Genomic DNA, 20,024 nt, shown 5'->3' on the forward strand with positions numbered 1-20,024 from the left:
CGAATATCAAGTTAAGTCCCGAATTGCGGGCAGACGGGGTCAGCGGCTCACCTCGGTCTCCCGCTCGACCCGCCCCAGCTTCTCCGGATTGCGCACCACGTAGAGCCCGGCGATGAGGCCGTCCTCCACGCGCACCGCCATGACCGTGTCGACCTCGCCGTCCCGCCGGAAGATCAGCGCCGGGTGGCCGTTGATCTGCGCCGTCTCGATCACGGCCGTCACCCGGTCCACCCGGCCCAGCAGCCCGGCCACCGCATCGGCGCCCACGAGGGGCTCCAGCGCCGCCCGCCGGATGCCGCCGCCGTCCGCCAGGAGCACCACGTCCGGCGCGAGGATGTCGAGCAGGCGGCTCATGTCGCCGGTCTCGACGGCGCGCTGGAAGGCCCGGAGCGCGGCCTGGGCCTCGGCGGGGGAGACGGTGCCGCGCGGGCGCCGGGCGGCGACGTGGGAGCGGGCGCGGTGGGCGATCTGGCGCACGGCGGCCTGGGTCTTGCCGACGGCCTCGGCGATCTCGCCGTAGTCCAGGTCGAACACCTCGCGCAGCACGAAGACCGCCCGCTCGGTGGGGGAGAGCGTCTCCAGCACCAGCAGCATCGCCATCGACACGCTCTCGGCCAGCTCGACGTCCTCGGCCACGTCCGGCGCGGTCAGCAGCGGCTCGGGCAGCCACGGCCCGACATAGGACTCCTTACGCCGCCCCAGCGCGCGGAGCCGCATCAGCGCCTGGCGCGTGACGATCCGCACCAGGTACGCGCGCTCCTCCCGCACGGTGGCCAGGTCCACCCCCGCCCAGCGCAGCCAGGTCTCCTGCAGAACGTCCTCGGCGTCGGCCGCCGAGCCCAGCATCTCGTAGGCCACGGTGAACAACAGGTTCCGGTGCGCGACGAACGCCTCCGTCGCGGCGTCCACCCGCTCCCCGCCCGTGTCCACCCGCTCCCCGCCCGTGTCCATTCGCTCACCGCCGGCGGGCGGCCCCGCCGTGCCCGCCGCCCGCCCGCCGTCCCCGGCGCGCTCACCCATCCGCCGCTCCCGCCTGTGCGCTCCCGATCCTTCCACGCGCACAAGATGCCGCTCCCCTCCCCTTTGTGACACCCGATCCCGGTGACACAGGTCACACCCCCGCCCTGTCACAGCACCCGGGCGGCCGGCATCTCCATGGACGTCAGGACGCCGCGCGCCACCGCCGCGGCGCCGGTCCACGGCGAGGACCCGCCCCGGCGGCGCGGTCCCCGCACAGGGAAGGAACACCATGAGCGCACCCTTGGAAGCCCTCCGCCGCGACTTCGGCGGCGACGTCATCGAGCCGGGCCACCCCGCCTACGCCTCGGCCGCCGGCACGATCCTGGCCACCGGGAGCCCCGCCTACGTCCTGCGCCCCACCAGCGTCGAGGACGTCCGGGCGGCGGTCTCCTTCGCCGCCGCCACCGGCCTCGCGTTGTCCGTGCGCGGCGGCGGGCACTCCTTCGCCGGATTCGCCACCAACGACGGCGGCGTCGTCATCGACCTCGGCGCGCTGGCGCACGTGGAGATCATCGACGAGGCGCGGCACCGCGTGCGGATCGGCGGCGGCGCCACCTGGGGCCAGGTCGCGGCCGCGCTGGCCCCGCACGGCCTGGCCATCTCCTCCGGCGACACCAAGGACGTCGGCGTCGGCGGCCTGACCCTGTCCGGCGGCATCGGCTGGAAGGTCAGGAAGCACGGCCTGGCCCTGGACAACCTGGCCGCCGCCGAGGTGGTCACCGCCGCCGGGCAGGTCGTGCGCGCGAGCGCGGAGGAACACCCCGGACTGTTCTGGGCACTCCGCGGCGGCGGCGGCAACCTCGGCATCGTGACCGCCTTCGAGTTCACCGCCCACCCCACGACGGACGTCCACTTCGGCAAGATCGTCTTCCCCGCCGCGGAGCTGCCCGCCGTGCTCACCGGCTGGGCCGACCACCTGCGCGCCGCCCCCGCGGAGCTGACCTCCATCGCCAACTTCGCCCACCCCTTCGCCGGCGGGCCCGACGCCCCGGTCGAGATCCAGGTCGCCTTCGACGGCGACGACCCCGCGGCCGCCGCCCGCGCCCTGGACCCGATCCGGCGCCTCGGCACCGTGATCGCCGACGACGTCGCGCTCACGCCGTACGCCGGCACGCTCGTGGACGCCCTGACCCCGCCGCCCGGCATCCGGCTCCTCACCCGCAACGCGTTCGTCACCCCCGAGTCGGCGGCCGGGGCCCTGCGCGTCCTGGCCGAGGCCGCGGCGTCGGAGGGCACCCCGTTCATCTCCGTCCGCGCCCTCGGCGGAGCCCTCTCCCGCGTCCCCGCCGACGCCACCGCCTTCGCCCACCGCCGCGCCGAGTTCATGATCGTGACCACCACCATCGGCCCCGAGCCGGCCCTCCAGGCCGCCCGCCCGGCCCTGGACGCGCTCTGGGAACGGCTCGCCCCCCACACCGACGGCGCCTACGCCAACTTCCTCGCCTCGGCCACCGAGGAGGACGTCGCCGCCGTCTACCCCGCCGAGACCCGCAAGCGCCTGGCCGAGATCAAGCGCGAGCACGACCCCCGCAACCTGTTCGCCGCCAACCACAACATCCCCCCGCACTAGCCGTACGGCAGGCCGGGCGGCGCGCCGGAGACCGCCCCGCCCGGCCGCCCCGAAGACTCCGCGTCGCGCAGCAGCAGCGCCGCCTGCACCCGGTTCGCGCAGTTCAGCTTGGCGAGGACGCGGCTGACGTACGTCTTGACGCTCGCCTCGGTCATGTGCACGCGCCGCGCGACCTGCGCGTTGGACAACCCCTCGGCCACCAGCGCGAGGACGTCGGCCTCCCGCGCGGTGAGGGCGGCCAGCCGCCGCGCGGCGTCGCGCCCCCGCTCGTGGACGCCCGGCGCCGCCAGGTCCAGCACCTGGCGGGCCACCGCCGGCGACAGGTACGCCTGCCCGGCGTGGGCGGCCCGCACGGCGCGGATCAGCTCGTCGGGCGTACAGGTCTTCAGCACGAACCCGGACACGCCCTGCCGCACCGCCCGCCGCACGTTGTCCTCCTCGCCGAACGCGGTGAGCAGGACGACGCGCGTCCCGGCCAGCTCCGCGGCGGCCGCCAGGCCGTCCAGCACCGGCATCGCGATGTCCAGGAGCGCGACGTCGACCCCGTGCCGCCGCGCCGCGCGCACCGCCTCACGCCCGTCCCGCGCCGTGGCCACCACCTCGATGTCCCCGGCCGAGGCCAGGACGGTCCGGATGCCCGCGGCGATGAGGGGCTCGTCGTCGGCGACCAGCGTCCTGATCACGAGGCGGCCCCCGCGAACGCCGGCGCCAGGGGGAGCATCGCGACGACCCGGAACTCCCGCGGCCCCCGGTGCACGCGCAGCAACCCGCCCGCGCCGGCGACGCGCTCGGCCAGCCCGCGCAGGCCGCTGCCGCCACCCTCGGGCGCGGGGGCCCGGCGGGGCAGCGGATTGGCGACCGAGATCAGCAGGGCGTCGGGCTGCCAGTCGAGCGACACGGTGACCGGCGTGCCGGACGCGTGCTTGACCGCGTTGGTCAGCCCCTCCTGGACGACCCGGTAGGCGGCGCGGGACACCCCCCGGTCGATGAGCGGCACGGCCTCGCCGGACGTCTCGACCGTCACCCTCGCGCCCGCCGCCCGCGACCGCTCGACCAGGTCGCCCACGTCGTCCAGATCCGGGGCGTCGTGGTCGCGGAGCGCGCCGACCACCTCGTGGAGCTCGGCGGCGGCGGCGCGGGCGGCCTCGGCCAGACCGTCCACCGCCCTCCGCTGCTCGCCGGGCAGCGGCGCCACCTGGAGCGCGGCCGCCTGCACGGACACCAGGCTGAGCAGGTGGCCGAGCGAGTCGTGCATGTCGCGGGCGATGCGCAGCCGCTCCCGCAGCCGCTCCCGCTCGGCGACCAGGGCCCTCTCCCGGCGCATGTGCTCGCGCTGCCGGGCCACGTACCGCCCGGCGAGCAGCGGCAGCGCGGTCAGCACGACCACCCGGGCCAGCCTGACCCGCGGGTCCTCCACCCCGGAGGACCGTTCCATGGCCAGCAGCAGGAAGCCCGCGTACGCCCCCAGCACCCCCGCCGCCGCCACCGCCTCCCCGCGCGCCGGGATCCGGCGCCCGGCCTGGAAGCCGGTGAAGACCAGCAGGGCCAGCGAACCGCCGGTGAACAGCGCCAGCCCCACCGCCGCGAGGAACGCCGCGAACGGCAGGCGCCTCATCGCCGCCATGACGAGCGCCACCGCCACGGCGTACGTGACCGCCGCCCACCCCCGCGACCCGTCCAACCACGACAGCGCCGTGTCCGCGACCATGACCGCGACGATGACGGCATACCTGGACATAAGCCTCACCCTACTGAGCGCACCCCACCCCGCTCACAGTCCACTTTGGTGAACAACCACCGGCGACCTTCGCGGACAGACGCCGCCCACCCCCGCCCCCTACCGTCCCATCCATGATCAAGACGCTCCTGGGGCTGACCCTCCTCACCACGCCCCTCACCACGCCCCTCACCGCCCCACCGCCACAACCGCCCCCGCGATGGAGCCCCTGCCCCATCGCCGCCGCCCCCGAACTCCAGTGCGCGGACCTGCCCGTCCCCCTGGCCGCCGGCGGCGACCGGAAGATCACCCTGAAGGTCGCCCGCCTGCCCGCCACCGGCGCGCGGAAGGGATCCGTCCTCGTCAACTTCGGCGGCCCCCAGGGACACCAGATCGCCTCACTGGCCTCCCGCACCCGGATCTTCGACCGCATCCGGACCTCCCTGGACGTCGTCACCTGGGACCCGCGCGGCTACCCCGGGCTCAGCGACGCGGTGCTGCGATGCGACTGGGGCTTCGTGCGAACCCCGCCCTTCCCGGACGGCCAGGCCGCCCTCGACCGCCTCGCAGCCGGCAACAGGGCCAGGGCCGACCGCTGCCGCGCCACCGACCCCGAGCTCTTCGACCACATGGACTCGGCCTCCGACGCCCGCGACGCCGACGCCATCCGCGCCGCGCTCGGCGATGAGAGGATGAACTTCCTGGGCCTGTCGTACGGTGGGACGATCGCCCAGTCCTACGCCCGCCTGTTCCCCCACCGCGTGCGCACGATGTACATCGACGGAACCAGGAACCACAGCCTCCGCGACTGGGAACGCGAGCTCGACGCCGTGGCCCGCGAGACCGAGCGCTTCATGGACCGCTTCTTCGCCTGGGCCCCCGCCGGGACCGGGAAGCGCTGGCGGGCCCTGATCGCCGCCGCCGACCGCGAGCCGATCCCCGCCCCGGCGGCCGGCGCCCGCTTCGACGGCACGCAGTTGCGAGCGATCGCGTTCCTCAAACTCCGGCCGGGCCCCGCCGCGTGGGGCGAGTTCCTGGCGGCGATCTCGGCCGCCGAGGCCGGCGACGCCTCGGCCTTCGCGGTGTCCGCCCGCCAGCCGTACCCCGGCGCCCCCGGCGGCGGCTACAAGGAGTGCCTGGACTTCCCCCGCCCCCACGACCAGCGGCGCCTGGCCCGCACGACCAGGCGGCTGCGCGCCATCGCCCCCAACACCGGCGCCTCCTTCGCCCTCGCCTGGCACCTTCCGCTCACCTGCGCCGGCTGGCCGGTCCCGGTGACCAACCCGCCCGCGCCGATGCCCCGCACCCTGCCGCCGCTGCTGGGCGCCGGCACCTGGCAGGACTACGAGTCCACCCGCCGGGTCGCCGAGCAGATCCCCGGCAGCCGCACGATCCGGCACGACGGCCCCGGCCACAACCTCTTCGGCGCCATGGCGAATCCCTGCGTCATCGCCCACGTCAGCGCCTACGTCACCGAACGCCGCCTCCCGCCCCGGGGGACCACGTGCCCATGAGCCGGCGCGCAAGACGCCGCTGGATCGCGGGCGCGGCCGCCGCCGCGCTCCTCCTCGCCCTCGTGGCGGGCGCGGCGATCGCCTTCCCGTCCGTCGCGGCGGCCGCCTGCCCCGGCTGTTACGGCCTGGAACGGCTCCGGCCCGGCGTGTACGCCGAGCCCGGCCTGCCGCCGTACCAGCGAAGACGGGTGCCCGAGGTCGTCGAGCGGGCGAACCGGCGGGTGCGCGACTTCTTCGGCGGGCGCAAGAGCTCCCCCGACGTCCTCGTGTGCCTGTCGGAGGACTGCTACCGCCGGATCGGCGGCGGCCGCGAACGCGGCGTCGCCGTCCTCAACCGGTCGGTGATGCTGTCCCCGCGCGGCGTCGATCCCGTGATCGCCTCACACGAGCTGACCCACGTGGAACTCCACGCCCGTCTCGGCGGCGCGGACGTCCCGCAGTGGTTCGACGAGGGCCTGGCCGTCCTGGTCAGCGGGGACCCCCGCTACCTCTCCCCCGCCGGCGGCCGCTGCCCGCCCGGCTCCGGCCGGCCCCTGCCGGCCACGCTCGGGGACTGGCTGCGCGTGGCGTCGGCCGACCCCCGGCTGTACGGCGAGGCCGCCTGCCGGGTGAGCCGCTGGGCGGAGGCCAACGGCGGGGAGCGGGCCGTGCGGGACCTTGTCGCGCGCCTGTCCGAGGGTGGGCCTCTTCCAGATATGTCTTGAGTCTTCCGATTAAAAAGATGTTCTAATTGAGGCCCTTTACTTTGTAGATCACCATATTTCCCGAAAAGACCGACATGGGCTTGTCGGGGTTTCCTCCCTAGCGTGGAGGCATGCTTCTCAGCGTCCACGCGCTCGTGCCGCGTGTCGAGCGGCAGCATCGGCTGATCGAGGAACTCCGCGCCACCGCCCCCCGCCTCCTGAGCGCCGCCTCGCTGGCCGAACGGCTCGGCGTCAGCGTCCGCACCGTCGAGCGCGACCTCGGCGACCTGCAGGAGGCGGGCGTGCCGGTGATCACGCGGCGGGGTCCCGGCGGCGGCCACACGATCGACGCCCGCCCGGAGCCGCCGCCGCTGCGCCTCTCCCCCGGCGAGGCGGCCGCCCTGGACGCCCTCCGCGAGGGAGGCGCGCCGTGATCGTCGTCGAGGGGCTCCGCAAGGCGTACGGCAGGGCCGTGGCGCTCGACGGGCTCGACCTGGAGGCGGCCGGGGGGACCGTCACGGGGCTGCTCGGGCCCAACGGCGCGGGCAAGACCACGCTGATCCGCTGCGCCGCGCCTCGCGCTGAGCGGCGCGACGGACCGGGGCCGGCCCGCCTTGACAGGCGATCACCGGCGGGCTTCAATGTCCGGGCGTGCCACGTGGCGCCGGCCAGAGAGCAGTGGGCCGGCCGGCGACCGGGTGAGCACGCGGACCCTAAGGAGCCAGCCATGATCGGTCTCGCCTGATCCTCGCCTGAGCCCGCCGCGCCTTCCGCGCCGCCCGTCGCTCACCGCTCACCGTCACGCGGCTCCCCCGTCCTGCGGGACTCCCGTCCGGCCCCGGCGCCCCGCCGTACCCCGCGACGCCGTCCACCACGCGCCGTCCGTCGCGCCGCGGCCCGCGCCGCGCGTGCCGTACCGCCGTGCACCGCCGTACGCCAGGGAGCCGCGGCCATGTCATCGCCGCCACACGCCTTGGAGTTTCGAAACCGCATGTCCTTCAACCAGTCCGTCATCGAGGAGTTCCGCGCCAACGCCGGCCGGGTCGGGGGCCCCTTCGAGGGGGGTGACCTGCTGCTGCTGACCACCACCGGGGCCCGCTCGGGCCGGCCGCACACCGTCCCCCTGGGGTACGTCCGCGACGGCGGCCGCCTGCTGGTCGTCGGGTCCGCCGGGGGTTCCCCGCGCCACCCCGCCTGGTACCACAACCTGCTCGCCGCTCCCTCCGTCCACGTCGAGGTGCCCGGCGACGCGGGGATCGAGGAGTTCGACACGGTCGCCGTGCCCGCCGAGGGGGAGCTGCGCGAGCGGCTGTTCGCGCGGGTCGTGGCCGCCGCGCCGGGGTACGCCGACTACCAGGCCAAGGTCGATCGGCCGCTGCCGGTGGTCGTCCTGGAACGGCCCGGGCCCGTCGAGGTCCCGGAGGGGTTCACCGGCCTGGCCGCCAAGCTCGTCGAGGTCCACGCGTGGCTGCGCGCCCAGCTCGCGAACGTGCGGACCGAGGCCGAGGCGTACTTCGCCGCCCGCGCCGCCGACCCAGGGCCCGCCGCTCCCCCGCCGCTCGGGATGCAGCTCCGGCAGCACTGCCTGGCGTTCTGCCAGTTCCTCCACTTCCACCACACGGCCGAGGACGGGTTCGTGTTCCCCGCGCTCGGGGAGCGATACCCGCACCTGGCCGGGCCGCTGGAGCGGCTGCGCGCCGAGCACGAGGCGATCGCGCGCGTCCAGGGCGAGCTGACCGCCCTCATCGCGGACCTGCCCGGGGCCGAGCCCGCCCGGTTCCACGCGGAGCTGGACCGGCTGTCGGAGGAGCTGATCGCCCACCTGGAGTACGAGGAGCGGTCGCTGCTCCCGGCCCTGTCGGAGATCACCTTCCCGCCCGCCGGGTGAGCCGCCACGCCCCGCCGTACCCGGTCCTGCCCGGTACGGCGGGGCGTGCGGCGCGGGACGTCAGCCGGGCTCGGCGTGCTCAGCGCGCCCCGGCGGTCCGCTCGGCGAGGAAGTCCTCCCAGGTGAGGCGGCCGACGGCGTGCTCGGGGGCGAGGTTGGCGCCCTCCCGGAAGGCGGCCGCGGCCCGGCCCGGGGTCCGCATGTTCACGAGCAGCCGGCGCTTGCCCACCGCCCGCAGGTAGTCGCGGGCGAGCCGCTCCATCGGGTAGACGCGGGGCCCGGCGATGTCGGGCACGAGCCCGGCCGGCTCGCCGAGGGCCAGCTCCGCGAGCCGGGTGGCGACCTCGCGGGAGTCGATCGGCTGGAACCTGACGCCGGCCCAGAGCGGCATGACCGGCATCTTGGCCATCGGCTCCATGAGGGCCCAGACCCACTCGTGGAACTGGCTGGCGCGCAGCGTCGTCCACGGCAGCCCGGAGCCCTCGACGATCCTCTCGGCGGCGAGCTTGGCGGCGAAGTAGCCGAACATCGCGCGGTCGACGCCGCTGACGACGGGCACGCGGTCGGCGCCCACGACCGAGATGTAGACGAGGTGCGGGCGCTCGCCGCCCCGGACGGCGGCCCCGACCAGGTGCCGGGCCTTGTCCTCGTCGCCCTTGGCGCTGCCGGCGCAGTGCACGATCGTCGCGGCCCCCGCCACGGCCGCGTCGAGGCCCTCCCCGGTGGAGACGTCGCCGGTGACGTACTCGACGCCGTTCTCCGGCTCGCGGGCGCTCCGGGTGAGCACGCGCACGGTGTGGCCCGCGTCGCGCAGGAGCGGCACCACCTTCGTGCCGAGGGTGCCGGTGCCGCCGGTGACCAGGATCGTGGTCATGTCCTTCTCCTGTTCGGATCGTTCTCTGGAAGTCGAATGGGTGCGCCGGCCTCAGCCGAGGACCGGGAAGTTGGCGCGGAAGACGCGCTGGGGGTCGCGGGCCTTCTTGATCTCGCGCAGCCGGGCCAGCGTCTCGGCGGGGAACGCCTGCGCGGCGTCCTCGCCCGGCGCCAGGAACGTGTACGGCTTGCGCCCGGCGACCGCCCCGCCCAGCGCCGCGACCAGCGCGGCCTGGCGGGCGCGCGCCTCGCCGGCCTGGCGCGGCAGCCGCAGCCCGAGCAGGTAGAGCAGGTACGGCTCGGCCAGCGGGCCGCCCGCGCCGCCCACGGGGTCCGGCTCGGCCAGGGCCCCGCCCAGGTGGCGGACCTGGACGTTCAGCAGCGGCGCGGTCTCCCCGCCGCCGAGCGCGGCCAGCGCCCGGTCGTCCAGGCCGGTCAGCAGCTCCGCCCGGGCCAGCATCGGGCTGGGTTCCACCGGCTCGCCCGCGATGGCCCCCAGGCCGGCGACGCCGATCGGCCGGCGGCTGTCGGACAGGACGCCGCCGATCCGGTCGAAGGGGGCCAGCAGCGCGCGGGCCCGCCCGGCGTCGCCGAGGTGGGTCACGTCCACGGCGACGAGCGGCGGGGCGGGCGCCGGCGGCCGCAGCCGGTTCACCCACACCGACAACGAGCGCGGGGCGACCGCCGTGACCTCGCGGAACGCCTCGAAGACCGCCGGGGCGCGGTCCCCCGGCCACACGACGCGCCCGCCGTACAGCCCGGCGATCGGGTGCAGGTCCAGCTCGACGGAGGTGACCACGGCGAAGTCCCCGCCGCCGCCGCGCAGCGCCCAGAACAGGTCGGGGTCGGACCCGGCGGTCACCCGGACCGGCTCGCCGGAGGCGTCCACCACGTCGAAGGCGCGCACGGAGCCGGCGGCCAGGCCGTACCGCCGGCCGAACCACGGCACCCCGCCGCCCAGGACGAACCCGGTCACGCTGACCGCCGGGGAGCTCCCGGCCAGTCCGGTCAGGCCGTGCCGCCCGGCCTCGGCCAGCACCGGGCCCCACCGGGCCCCGGCCCCCACGCGGGCGATCCGCCGCGCGGGATCGACCTCGACCCGGTCCAGGCGGGCCGTCCGCAGCAGGATCACGCCCTCGGCGTCGCCGGAGGCGCCGTGCCCGGACGGCTGGGCGGTGACGGTCAGCCCGGCGGCGCGGGCGTAGCGCACCAGGGCGGCGACGTCGGCCTCGTCCTCGGCGTCCACCACGGCGGCGACCGGCTGCCGCACGCCCACCGCCCAGGGGGCGGCGGCCTCCGCGAACCCGGCGTCGCCGGGGAACAGCACGCGGCCGGTGACGGCGCGGCCCAGATCGGCGTAGCTCAACGCGAACTCCTCATCGCTCGGCCGGGGGCGGGGGTCGCCCGCGGCCCCGGCGGATGAGTTCATCGTCGGGGGCGGTGTTGATAGGACCGCGATGCGTCCGCGATGCGCCGCCCATCCGCCCCGGCGGGCGACCTTCCGCCCCGCCGCGCCGGGCGACGCTTCCGCCCTGGTCAGCGGGTCGCGGCCAGGCCCTCCTCGGCGCGGGCGCGCTCGTCGCGGTAGCCCAGCTCGGCGGCCAGGCCGAGGGCGGCGGTGTGCAGGCGCGCGGCCTCGCCGGTCTCGCCCAGGGCGCGCGCGGCCTCGGCCAGGCCGTTGAGCGCGCGGGCCTCGCCGCGCCGGTAGCCGAAGCGGCGGTAGAGCTCCAAGGCCGCGCGGTGGCTCCGGCGGGCCTCCTCCGGAGAGCCCTGGCGCAGCAGCGCCACGCCCAGGTTGTCCAGCGCGTCGGCCTCCCCGCCCCGGCTGCCGATCGCCCGGAACAGCTCCAGGGCGTCGCGGTGCAGGGCGGCGGCCTCGCCGGGACGGCCCAGCCGGAGGCGCACCACGCCGAGGTAATCCAGGGTCACCGCCTCGCCGAACCGGTCGCCCAGGTCCCGGAACAGCTCCAGCGCGCGCCGGTTCGCGGCCAGGGCCTCCTCACCCGTGCCCGTCCGGCCCAGGCCGACCAGCGCGCGGGCCTCGCCGCCCCGGTCGCCCGCCGTACGGCAGGCCGTCAGCGCCCGCCCGAAGTGGTCGCGGGCCAGGTCGTGGTCGCCGCGCACCTGGTGCACCCAGCCCAGGTCGGTCAGCGCCCGGCCCGCGCCCGCCGGGTCCTCGCGGCGCTCCGCGTCGGCCAGGGCGCCGCCGTACAGGAGCAGGGCGTCGTCGTGGTGGGCGTGGTCGTACAGGTACCGGTAGAGGGTGGTGGCCAGGGGGCCGATGTGGGCGGGGGCCCGGGGGTCGCCGGCGGCGTGCAGGGCGGCGGCGACGAGGTTCCCGCGTTCGGCGTCCAGCCAGGCCAGCGCGCCGGCGGGGGTGGCGAAGGCCGGGCCGGGGACCGCCGGGGGCGCGACACGGGGGCGGCGGTGGGCGCTGTCGGGGTAGAGCACGTCCATCGCGGCCGAGGCGGCGGCCAGGTGGTGGCCGAGGAGGCGGTCCAGCGCCCCGCGCCTGGCCTCGGCCGGCTCCTCGGCGGCGGCCGTCTCCTGGGCGTACCGGCGCAGCAGGTCGTGGAAGCGGTACCGGCCCGGCTCGTGCTGCTGGAGCATGTGCACGTCGAGCAGGTCCTCCAGCAGGTCCTCGGCCTCGGCGGCGTCCAGGCCGGCGAGCGCGGCGGCGGCGCCGGGCTCGACGTCGCGGCCCGGGTGCAGGCCGAGGAGCCGGAACAGGCGCCGGTGGCCGGGGTCGAGCTGGTGGTACGACAGGGTGAACGCGGCCGCGACGCCCCGCTCGGCGGTGGCCAGCTCGGGCAGCCTGCGGCGCTCGTCGCGCAGGCGGCCGGCGAGGTAGGCCACCGTCCAGCGGGGGCGGTGCCGCAGCCGGGCGGCGGCGATGCGCACGGCCAGCGGCAGGAACCCGCACAGCAGCAGCACCTCGGCCACCGCGGCGGGCTCGGCCTCGGCGCGCTCCCCCACGATGCCGGTGAACAGGGCGGTGGCGTGGCGGCGGGGCAGCACCTCCATCGACAGGGCGTGCGCGGCGTCCAGGTCGGCCAGCCGCCGCCGGCTGGTGACCAGCACCAGGCCGCCGGACGCGCCGGGCAGCAGCGGGCGCACCTGGGCGGCGTCGGCGGCGTTGTCCAGCACGATCAGCACGCGGCGTCCCGCGAGCGTGCCCCGCCACAGCTCCTCCCTGGCCGCGGCCTGGGCCGGGATGGCCTCGGCCGGCACGCCGAGCTGGCGCAGCAGGACCTCCAGCGCCTCGCCCGGCTCCAGCGGGGCGTGCCCGGCGGTGTGCGCGCGCAGGTCGACGAAGAGCGCCCCGCCGGGGAAGCGCGGGGCCAGCCGGTGCGCGGCGTGCACGGCCAGCGCGGTCTTGCCGATCCCGGCCATGCCGTCGATCGCCACCACCCGCACCGCGTCGTCCCGCTCCGGCAGCAGCCGTTCGAGCAGGTCCAGCTCGTCGTCGCGGCCGGAGAAGTCGGCGATGTCGTACGGCAGGAACGCGGCCCCCGCCGTACCTGGCGCGGGCGGGGGCTCCGGCGCGGCCTCCCCCGCCGGGAGCGGCCCCGCGGACGCGGGTCCGACCGGCGCGGGTCCGACCGGCGCGGGTCCGACCGGCGCGGGTCCGACCGGCGCGGGTCCGACCGGCGCGGGTCCGGCGGGCGCGGGGGCCGGGGGCACGGGCACGGGGCCGGTCAGGATGGCCTTCGCCAGCGCGTCGAAGGCCGGGGTGGGGTCCAGGCCCTGCTCCTCGGCGAGGCGGGCACGGTACTCCCGGGCCACGGCCAGGGCGTCGGCCTGGCGGCCGGCGTGGTGCAGGGCGGTCATCAGGTGCCGGGCCAGGCGTTCCCGCAGCGGGTGGGCGGCCAGTTCCGCCGACAGCTCGGCGATCAGGTCCTCGTGCCGTCCCGCGGCCAGCTCCAGCTCGGCCAGGTGCTCCAGCGCGGCCAGCCGCCGGTCCTCCAGCCGCGCGCGGGCGCTCTCGACGTAGTCGGCGTTCACGCCGCTGAAGGCCGGGCCGCGCCACAGCGCCAGGGCCTCCCGCAGCCGCCGTACGGCCTGGGCCGGGGCCGTCTCGGACCGCGCCGCCGAGACGAGCGCGGTGAACTCGGCCAGGTCGAGGCGCCCGGGCTCGATCACGTATCCGGCGGGGCGGGTGCGCAGGGTCTCCTCCGCCCCGGCCGCGCGGAGCACCCGCCGGATCGCGGTGACGGCGGCGTGGATCTGGGCGCGCGCGGTGTCGGGCGGGGCCGCTCCCCACATGGCGTCGGCCAGGCGCTCGTGGCTCAGCGTGGTCCCGGCGTGCAGCAGCAGGTACCCCAGCAGGGCGCGGTGGCGCGGGGCCAGGCCCGGCAGGCTCACGCCGCCGGCGGACACCTCCACCGGCCCCAGCACCGTGAACCGCATGTCTCCTCCCGGCACCCGACTTTTGTAGCAGTAAGCGCCTCGATGCGGTATTCACCACCCCAACCGGCCCATCTGGGGTGTTTTTGCCGAAGCGGCAAAGCGGCTCACGGCGGCGGGGCCGTACGGCCGAGGACGGGACGGAAAGGCGCCGCCCGCGAACGGGGGCGGCGCGCGAGACGTGGGGGCTCTGATGACGCACGACGCTCTGACCCACCGGCTGGTGGCCGGCCCCGCCGGGCGGATCCATCTGGTGGAGCGGGGGACCGGGCCGCTGGTGCTGCTGGTGCACGGCTTCCCCGAGTCCTGGTACTCCTGGCGCCGCCAGCTCACCGCGCTGGCGGCGGCGGGCTACCGGGCGGTGGCGATCGACGTGCGCGGGTACGGCCGGTCGTCCAAGCCCGCGGACGTGGCCGCGTACCGGATGCCGGAGCTGGTCGAGGACAACGTGGCCGTCGTGCGGGCGCTGGGCGAGCGGGAAGCGGTGATCGTCGGCCACGACTGGGGCTCGAACATCGCAGCGGCCTCCGCCCTGGTCCATCCCGAGGTGTTCCGCGCGGTCGGGCTGCTGAGCGTGCCGTACGCCCCGCGCGGCGGGCCTCGCCCGACCGAGGCGTTCGCCCGGATGGGCGGGGACCAGGAGTTCTACGTGAGCTACTTCCAGCGGCCCGGCCGGGCCGAGGCCGAGATCGAGCCGGACGTGCGCGGCTGGCTCGCGGGCTTCTACGCGGCCCTGTCGGCGGACACGATGCCGCCCGCCGGAGCCCCCGACGCCTACCCCAAGACCCTCCCCGCCCTGACCTCCTCCCACGTCCTGAACGGCTGCGGGCACTGGATCCAGCAGGAACGCCCCGATGAGATCAACGACCTGCTGACCGGCCGGCTCGGCGGCCTCCCCGGCTGACCGCCATCCCCCCGGGCCCGGTACGGCCGGGAGCCGGGCCGGGCTCACGGGAACGGGCACACGGGGACGGGCTCAGGGGACGGGGGCTTCGGGGAGCGCGTCGCGGGCGGCCCGGCGGGCCTGGGGAGTCAGGAGGCGGGCCCAGGAGGTGAACAGGGCGCGCAGGGCGGGCCCGTGCTCGGCCCGGAAGGCGGGGTCCGCGGCGGCCAGGTCGAGTTCGTTGGCGACGGTGATCTCGGCCAGGGCGCGCAGGTCCCGCGGCCCGGGGCGCAGGACGCCGCCGGTGAAGCGATCGCGGACCGCGCCGTCACCGGTCAGGCGCGGGTAGGTGAAGGCGCGGTCGCAGGCGCCGTACAGGTAGACGAGCGACTCGGCCTCCTCCCCCGCCGCCTCCGCGAGCTCGCCGCGCCGGGCCGGGTCGCCCAGGGCGACCGGGAAACCGTCGGTGCCGTACCACGCGTGCGCCAGCCCGGCCAGCCGTACGGCCGGAGGGGCGCCCCACCGGCCGAGCAGTGCCGCGACGCGGCGCAGGTGGCCCAGCAGCGTGCCGCCGGGGTGCGGCGTCTCCTCCGCCCCGCGCGCCGCCAGCAGGGCCGCCACGCGTGCCTCGCCCATCGGGGGCTCCTCCCGTCCCGTACGGCTCACGCCCGGCCGCCGCCCCGCCGGTCCCGGGAGCGGGCGCGGGCAGGGCGAGGGCCGGTGGTCGGCACCCGTCCCGCTCCGGGCGCGCGCGGGCCGGGCGGGTGCGGGTTGCCGCCGTGCGAAGGGGCGGCCGTCCCCTTTCGAACGCCATCGTCGTCCCGGGCCGGGATGCCAGTCAATCCTTGGGTTCTCTTGGAGATCTCTAAGGAGTAGCTTGACTGGGTGACCTTGGACGACCTGCGGGTGTTCGTCGCGGTGTGCGAGGCGGGCAGCCTGAGCGCGGTGGCGCGGACCCTCTCCTGCACCCAGTCGGCGGTGAGCCAGCACGTCAAGCGGCTGGAGCGGGAGACCGGCCTGGCGCTGGTGGAGCGGCACGCGCGCGGGGTGTCGCCGACGGCGGCGGGGCGGGTCCTGTACGAGGCGGCGCTGGGCGGCATCGCCGCGCTCGACACGGCGCTGCGACGCCTCGGGGACCTGCGCGAGGGCCGGGGCGGAACGGTGCGGATCACCACGGGCGGCGTGACCGTACGCCACTTCATGGCCGAGGCGATCCCGGAGTTCCGCCGCCGCCACCCGGACGTCTCGCTGGAGTTCCGGTCGGCGCACTCGGCCCGCCGCTGCGTCGAGCAGCTCCTCGACGGCCGCGCCGACCTCGCCTGGATCACCCTCGGCGAGGAGGTGCCCGGCGTCGAGCAGCGGCCGGTCTTCGACCTGCCGTGGGTCCTGGTCGTGCGCGCGGACGATCCGCTGGCCCGCCGTACGTCGATCGGCCCGGAGACGCTGGCGGAGATCCGCTACATCGCCCACCCGGAGAACTCCGCCTCGCGGCGGCGGCTGGAGGAGGACTTCATCCGCCTCGGGGTGCGCCCGCCCGAGCCCGTCGGCGTCGCGGACTGGGACACCGCCGTGCTCCTGGCGGAGCTGGGGGCGGGCCACGCCGTCCTCCCGGCCCTCCCCCGGCTGGACCTCTCCGCCGCGAGCGCGCCGGTCGCCGTCCCCATCCCCGCCCTGACCCCGCTCCCCGTCGGCTGGGCCGTGCGCCGGTGGTCCGCCCTCTCCCCGGCCGCCGCCGAGTTCGCCGCCCTCGTGACCTGACCCGCGCGGGATCAGTCACCCGGGGCGGGGGTCAGGGCGGTGGCCCAGAAGGCGGCGTAGCGGCCCTGGCGGCGGAGGAGTTCGTCGTGGGAGCCCTCCTCCACGACGCGGCCGCCGTCCAGGAAGGCGATGCGGTCGGCGCGCCGGACGGTGCGCATGCGGTGGGCGACCATGACGACGGTACGGCCGGCCATCAGGCGCTCGATGCCCTCGTGGACGGCGGCCTCGTTGACCGGGTCCAGGGCGGAGGTCACCTCGTCCAGCAGGACGATGGGGGCGTCCTTCAGCAGCGCGCGGGCGATGGACACGCGCTGGCGCTCCCCGCCGGACAGCAGCGCGCCGCCCTCGCCGACGCCGGCCGCCCATCCCCCGGGCAGCCGGGCGATCACCTCGTCCAGGCGCGCCGCGGAGGCGGCCGCCCGCACCTCGGCCTCGGTGGCGTCCGGGCGGCCGAGGCGGATGTTGTCCTCGATCGTGCCGTCGAAGAGGTAGACGTCCTGGAAGACGATGGCGATCTTGCTCATGAGCACGTCGGCACCGATCTCGCGCACGTCCACGCCGCCCACGCGCACCGCGCCGGATTCCACGTCGTAGAACCGGGCGATCAACTGCAGCAGCGTGCTCTTGCCCGCGCCCGACGGGCCGACCACGGCCAGCCGCTCCCCCTCGGGCACCTCCAGCGACAGCCCGTCCAGGATCACGCGGTCGCCATGCCGGAAGGTCACCGAGTCGAACACCAGGCCGTGCCCGGCGGGCTCCACCGGCACGCGCGGCAGCGGCAGCGGCTCGGTGCGGAGAAGCCGGTCGAGCCGGTCCAGCTCGGCGCGCGCGCCGCGCACCTGCCCGCCCATGTCCGCCAGCGACAGCAGCGGATCGGCGCAGCGAGCGGCCAGCACCAGGATCGCCGGCAGCTCGGCCGCGCCGACGCCTCCGCCGATGGCGAGGTAGGCGCCCAGGACCAGCAGGGCCGTGAACATCGCCTGCACCGCCAGCGTCAGCCCCACCACGCCCGGCAGCGCCGCCAGCACGGTACGGCGGGACGCCCGCTGGACCTCCCGCAGCGCGTCGTCCAGCAGGCCGAAGCGCTCCCCGGTCCGGCCGCCCGCGCGCAGCACGGGCTGGGCCTGGAGGAACTCGATGACCCGTCCGGTGGCCTCCTTGTCGCGCCGGTGCCGCTCGGCGTCGGTGGCGGCCAGCGCGCGCCCCGCCCACGCCTGGATCGCCGCGACGACCGGGACGCCGGCCAGCGCGGCCAGTCCGAGCCGCCAGTCGAAGGCCAGCATCACGGCCACGATCGTCAGCGGCGTCACGAGGGCGCCGACGAACGGCGCGAGCAGGTGCGCCATGACGCTCAGCGCCTGCAGGACCCCCCGGCTGGCCAGGACGGACACCTCGCCGACCCGTCCGGCGTCGTACCAGCCGATGGGCAGCCGGGTCAGGTGCTCGCCGAGCCGGCGGTAGGTGCCGCGCAGCAGCGTGGTCCCGACGAGGAACCCCGACAGGTCGGCGGCGTAGCGCAGCGCGGCGTACCCCGCGACCGCCGCGCCGAACCCGGCCAGCCACGGCCAGGCGTCGGCGGGAGCGTCCCCGAAGAGCGCCCGCAGCACGGGGACCAGCAGCGCGTAGGACAGGCCCTCCGCCACGGCGGCCGCCGTCATCAGGGCCACGGTGCGGCGCAGCGGCCGGGCGTGCTCGTCGCCGAGTACCCGGAGCAGCGTTCGGATCATCGGGGCGTCCCTCCTCGCGATGCCCGGCCGCCGGCGGTCTCGCCCGCAGCGGCCTCTTCGGCGGCGGTCTCTTCGGCGGCGGTCTCTTCACCAGCGGTCCCGGCGGCACCGGCCGTGGCGGCGGTCTCTACAACGGCGGTCCCGGCGGCAGGGGTCTCGTCCGCGATGGCGGATCGCTGGGCCCGCCAGAACGCGGCGAACCTCCCGTCGCGCGCCAGCAGGTCGGCGGGCCTGCCGCGCTCGACGATCAGCCCGTCGTCCAGCATCACGACGGTGTCGGCGTCGGCGATCGTCTCCAGCCGGTGGGCGATGACCAGGATCGTCCGGTCGCCTCCCAGCGTCGCCAGCGCCCGCCGTACGGCCCGCTCGGTCAGCGGGTCGGCGAACGCGGTCGCCTCGTCCAGCACCAGCACGGGCGTGTCGGCCAGCAGGGCCCGGGCGAGCGCGACCCGCTGCGCCTCCCCGCCGGACAGGCGGGCCTCGGCGCCGAGCACCGTGTCGTACCCGCGCGGCAGTTCGAGGATCCGGTCGTGGACGTTCGCCAGCCGGGCCGCCCGCTCCACCTCCTCCCGGTGGGCGTGCGGCACCGCGAGCGCGATGTTGTCGGCGACCGAGGCGCGCAGCAGCCGGACGTCCTGGAAGACGAAGGAGACATGGCGGTAGAGCTCGCGGCCGTCCATCCGGCGCAGGTCGACGCCGCCGAGCATCACCGAGCCGCGCGCCGGGTCGAAGAACCGCGGCAGCAGCCGCACCAGCGTGGACTTCCCGCTCCCCGAGGGGCCGACCAGCGCGGTCACCGACCCCGGTTCGAGGGTCAGGTCGATCCCCCGCAGCACCTCGCGGCCCTCCTCGTAGCCGAAGCGGACGTCGCGCAGCTCCACCCGGTGCCCCCGCGGCAGGAGCGGGGAGGCGGGCTCGGGCAGCGCCGGCACCGCGAGGACGTCGCGGATGCGGCCGACGGCGCGCCGGGCGGCCCGCATGTCGTCGAAACCGTGGCCGAGCGCCGCGACCGGGGCGGTCAGGCCCAGCCCCAGCAGCGCGAACGGCAGCAGGTCCGCCGGGGCCAGCGACCCGTCCGTGATCAGGATCGCGCCGCCGGCGAGCACGACCACCAGCACGAACGGCGGCGACAACGCCACCTGCATCCCGGCGGCGGGCCGGGACAGGCCGCGCACCATCCGCAGGAAGTCGTCGGCGAAGCCGTTCACGGCCGTGAGGAACCGCCGGTGGGCGCGGTCGGCCCCGCCGTACGTCTTGACCACGGCGATCCCCTGGACGAACTCGACCACCGAGCTCGCGATCCGCCCCATGCCCGCGTCGAACTCCTCCTGCTCGCGCAGGCGGGCCGGGGTCATCATGAGCGGGACCAGCGCCACCGCCAGCACGACCGGGATCAGCGTGATCAGCGTGAGCCGCCAGTCCACCGTGAACAGGTAGACCAGCGACACCAGCGGCACCACGAACGCCGAGACCAGCTCGCCGGGGGTGTGCGCGATGAACGGGTGGACCGCGCTCACGTCCTCGCCCACCACCTTGGCCAGCTCGCCGGTGCGCCGCCGCGAGAACCAGCCGATCGGCACCAGTCCCAGCCGCTCGGCGAGCCGCCGGCGGAACGCCAGTTGCACCCGGTCGTCGAGGACGTGCCCGATCGCGGACGACGCGGCCGTGAACACGAGCCGGACCAGCAGCCCGGCCGCCCCCACGATCACGGCGGCCCAGACCCTGGCGGGGTCGGCCGGGCCGGGCGCCAGCAGGATCCGGCCCAGCTCGACGACGGCCAGCAGCGGCGCCAGACCCGCGACGGCGCCGATCACCCGCAGGACCACGACGGCGGCGAAGCTCCACGCGTGGGGGCGCAGCAGGGCGGCCATGCCCGGCCCCGTCGCGAAGCCCGGCTCCGGGGGCGGCGGCTGTTCCCTCGCGGGCGCGAGGTCGGTGGCGGTCATCGTTCTCCTGTCCTCATCGATCGGGGTCGCACCGAGAT

At 76.6% G+C, this 20,024-nt stretch carries 17 protein-coding genes; 8 read left to right on the plus strand and 9 right to left on the minus strand.

The window, feature by feature from the left end; translation table 11 throughout:
• Positions 1-39 precede the first annotated feature (39 nt).
• Positions 40-951, minus strand: coding sequence for an RNA polymerase sigma-70 factor (locus tag D5H75_RS25475; RefSeq protein WP_119929171.1), 912 nt, complete (start codon positions 949-951; stop codon positions 40-42).
• A gap of 298 nt (positions 952-1,249) precedes the next feature.
• Between D5H75_RS25475 and D5H75_RS44265 the strand changes: the two genes are divergently transcribed.
• Positions 1,250-2,590, plus strand: coding sequence for an FAD-binding oxidoreductase (locus D5H75_RS44265; RefSeq protein ID WP_119929055.1), 1,341 nt, complete (start codon positions 1,250-1,252; stop codon positions 2,588-2,590).
• Here D5H75_RS44265 and D5H75_RS25485 read toward each other — a convergent pair.
• Together D5H75_RS25485 and D5H75_RS25490 are read right to left on the minus strand one after the other, a co-directional pair.
• Positions 2,587-3,273: a response regulator transcription factor gene (locus D5H75_RS25485; RefSeq protein WP_119929056.1), complete on the minus strand. Its 687-nt coding sequence runs from the start codon at positions 3,271-3,273 to the stop codon at positions 2,587-2,589. The two genes, D5H75_RS44265 and D5H75_RS25485, sit on opposite strands and share 4 nt — an antisense overlap.
• The gene (locus D5H75_RS25490; protein WP_119929057.1) at positions 3,270-4,328 is read right to left on the minus strand and encodes a sensor histidine kinase; all 1,059 of its coding nucleotides are present in this window, start codon (positions 4,326-4,328) and stop codon (positions 3,270-3,272) included. Before D5H75_RS25490 ends, D5H75_RS25485 begins: the two co-directional genes overlap by 4 nt.
• A 113-nt stretch (positions 4,329-4,441) precedes the next feature.
• Between D5H75_RS25490 and D5H75_RS25495 the strand changes: the two genes are divergently transcribed.
• From D5H75_RS25495 to D5H75_RS25515, 5 genes are all read left to right on the plus strand, one after another.
• Positions 4,442-5,821 carry an alpha/beta fold hydrolase gene (locus D5H75_RS25495; RefSeq protein ID WP_119929058.1) on the plus strand — a complete coding sequence of 460 codons (1,380 nt, stop codon included), beginning with the start codon at positions 4,442-4,444 and terminating at the stop codon, positions 5,819-5,821.
• The gene (locus D5H75_RS25500; protein WP_119929059.1) at positions 5,818-6,525 is read left to right on the plus strand and encodes a hypothetical protein; all 708 of its coding nucleotides are present in this window, start codon (positions 5,818-5,820) and stop codon (positions 6,523-6,525) included. The genes D5H75_RS25495 and D5H75_RS25500 overlap by 4 nt, the downstream gene beginning before the upstream one ends.
• A gap of 110 nt (positions 6,526-6,635) precedes the next feature.
• Positions 6,636-6,938, plus strand: a complete 303-nt coding sequence (locus tag D5H75_RS25505) for a helix-turn-helix transcriptional regulator (RefSeq protein WP_119929060.1) — start codon at positions 6,636-6,638, stop codon at positions 6,936-6,938.
• Positions 6,935-7,249, plus strand: a complete 315-nt coding sequence (locus D5H75_RS44640; RefSeq protein ID WP_119929061.1) for an ATP-binding cassette domain-containing protein — start codon at positions 6,935-6,937, stop codon at positions 7,247-7,249. The genes D5H75_RS25505 and D5H75_RS44640 overlap by 4 nt, the downstream gene beginning before the upstream one ends.
• Positions 7,250-7,495: 246 nt before the next feature.
• Positions 7,496-8,392, plus strand: a complete 897-nt coding sequence (locus tag D5H75_RS25515; protein ID WP_119929062.1) for a nitroreductase/quinone reductase family protein — start codon at positions 7,496-7,498, stop codon at positions 8,390-8,392.
• Positions 8,393-8,471: 79 nt separating this feature from the next.
• Here D5H75_RS25515 and D5H75_RS25520 read toward each other — a convergent pair whose 3' ends face one another.
• The 3 genes from D5H75_RS25520 to D5H75_RS41915 all read right to left on the minus strand — a co-directional run bounded on the left by D5H75_RS25520 (position 8,472) and on the right by D5H75_RS41915 (position 13,675).
• Positions 8,472-9,266 (minus strand): SDR family oxidoreductase, encoded by a 795-nt coding sequence (locus tag D5H75_RS25520; RefSeq protein WP_119929063.1) that lies wholly within the window; start codon positions 9,264-9,266, stop codon positions 8,472-8,474.
• 51 nt (positions 9,267-9,317) lie between these two features.
• Positions 9,318-10,631, minus strand: coding sequence for an FAD-binding oxidoreductase (locus D5H75_RS25525; protein WP_242454505.1), 1,314 nt, complete (start codon positions 10,629-10,631; stop codon positions 9,318-9,320).
• A gap of 170 nt (positions 10,632-10,801) precedes the next feature.
• Positions 10,802-13,675 (minus strand): AfsR/SARP family transcriptional regulator, encoded by a 2,874-nt coding sequence (locus D5H75_RS41915; protein WP_202638493.1) that lies wholly within the window; start codon positions 13,673-13,675, stop codon positions 10,802-10,804.
• A 190-nt stretch (positions 13,676-13,865) separates the two neighbouring features.
• On the opposite strand from D5H75_RS41915, the gene D5H75_RS25550 reads away from it, so the two are divergent.
• The gene (locus D5H75_RS25550) at positions 13,866-14,576 is read left to right on the plus strand and encodes an alpha/beta fold hydrolase (RefSeq protein ID WP_119929065.1); all 711 of its coding nucleotides are present in this window, start codon (positions 13,866-13,868) and stop codon (positions 14,574-14,576) included.
• A gap of 72 nt (positions 14,577-14,648) precedes the next feature.
• Here D5H75_RS25550 and D5H75_RS25555 read toward each other — a convergent pair whose 3' ends face one another.
• Complete coding sequence (locus D5H75_RS25555; protein WP_242454506.1) at positions 14,649-15,191, minus strand: DUF6817 domain-containing protein; 543 nt, start codon at positions 15,189-15,191, stop codon at positions 14,649-14,651.
• A 249-nt stretch (positions 15,192-15,440) separates the two neighbouring features.
• On the opposite strand from D5H75_RS25555, the gene D5H75_RS25560 reads away from it, so the two are divergent.
• Positions 15,441-16,313 carry a LysR family transcriptional regulator gene (locus D5H75_RS25560; protein ID WP_119929066.1) on the plus strand — a complete coding sequence of 291 codons (873 nt, stop codon included), beginning with the start codon at positions 15,441-15,443 and terminating at the stop codon, positions 16,311-16,313.
• Positions 16,314-16,324: 11 nt separating this feature from the next.
• On the opposite strand, the gene D5H75_RS25565 is transcribed toward D5H75_RS25560, so the two are convergent.
• A complete protein-coding gene (locus tag D5H75_RS25565) occupies positions 16,325-18,040 on the minus strand; it encodes an ABC transporter ATP-binding protein (protein ID WP_119929067.1) in 1,716 nt (571 codons plus the stop codon).
• On the minus strand, positions 18,037-19,986 hold the full coding sequence (locus D5H75_RS25570; RefSeq protein WP_119929068.1) for an ABC transporter ATP-binding protein: 1,950 nt from the start codon (positions 19,984-19,986) through the stop codon (positions 18,037-18,039). Before D5H75_RS25570 ends, D5H75_RS25565 begins: the two co-directional genes overlap by 4 nt.
• Positions 19,987-20,024 lie beyond the last annotated feature (38 nt).

This window comes from Bailinhaonella thermotolerans, from assembly GCF_003594875.1.
GTDB classification, from domain to species: domain Bacteria; phylum Actinomycetota; class Actinomycetes; order Streptosporangiales; family Streptosporangiaceae; genus Bailinhaonella; species Bailinhaonella thermotolerans.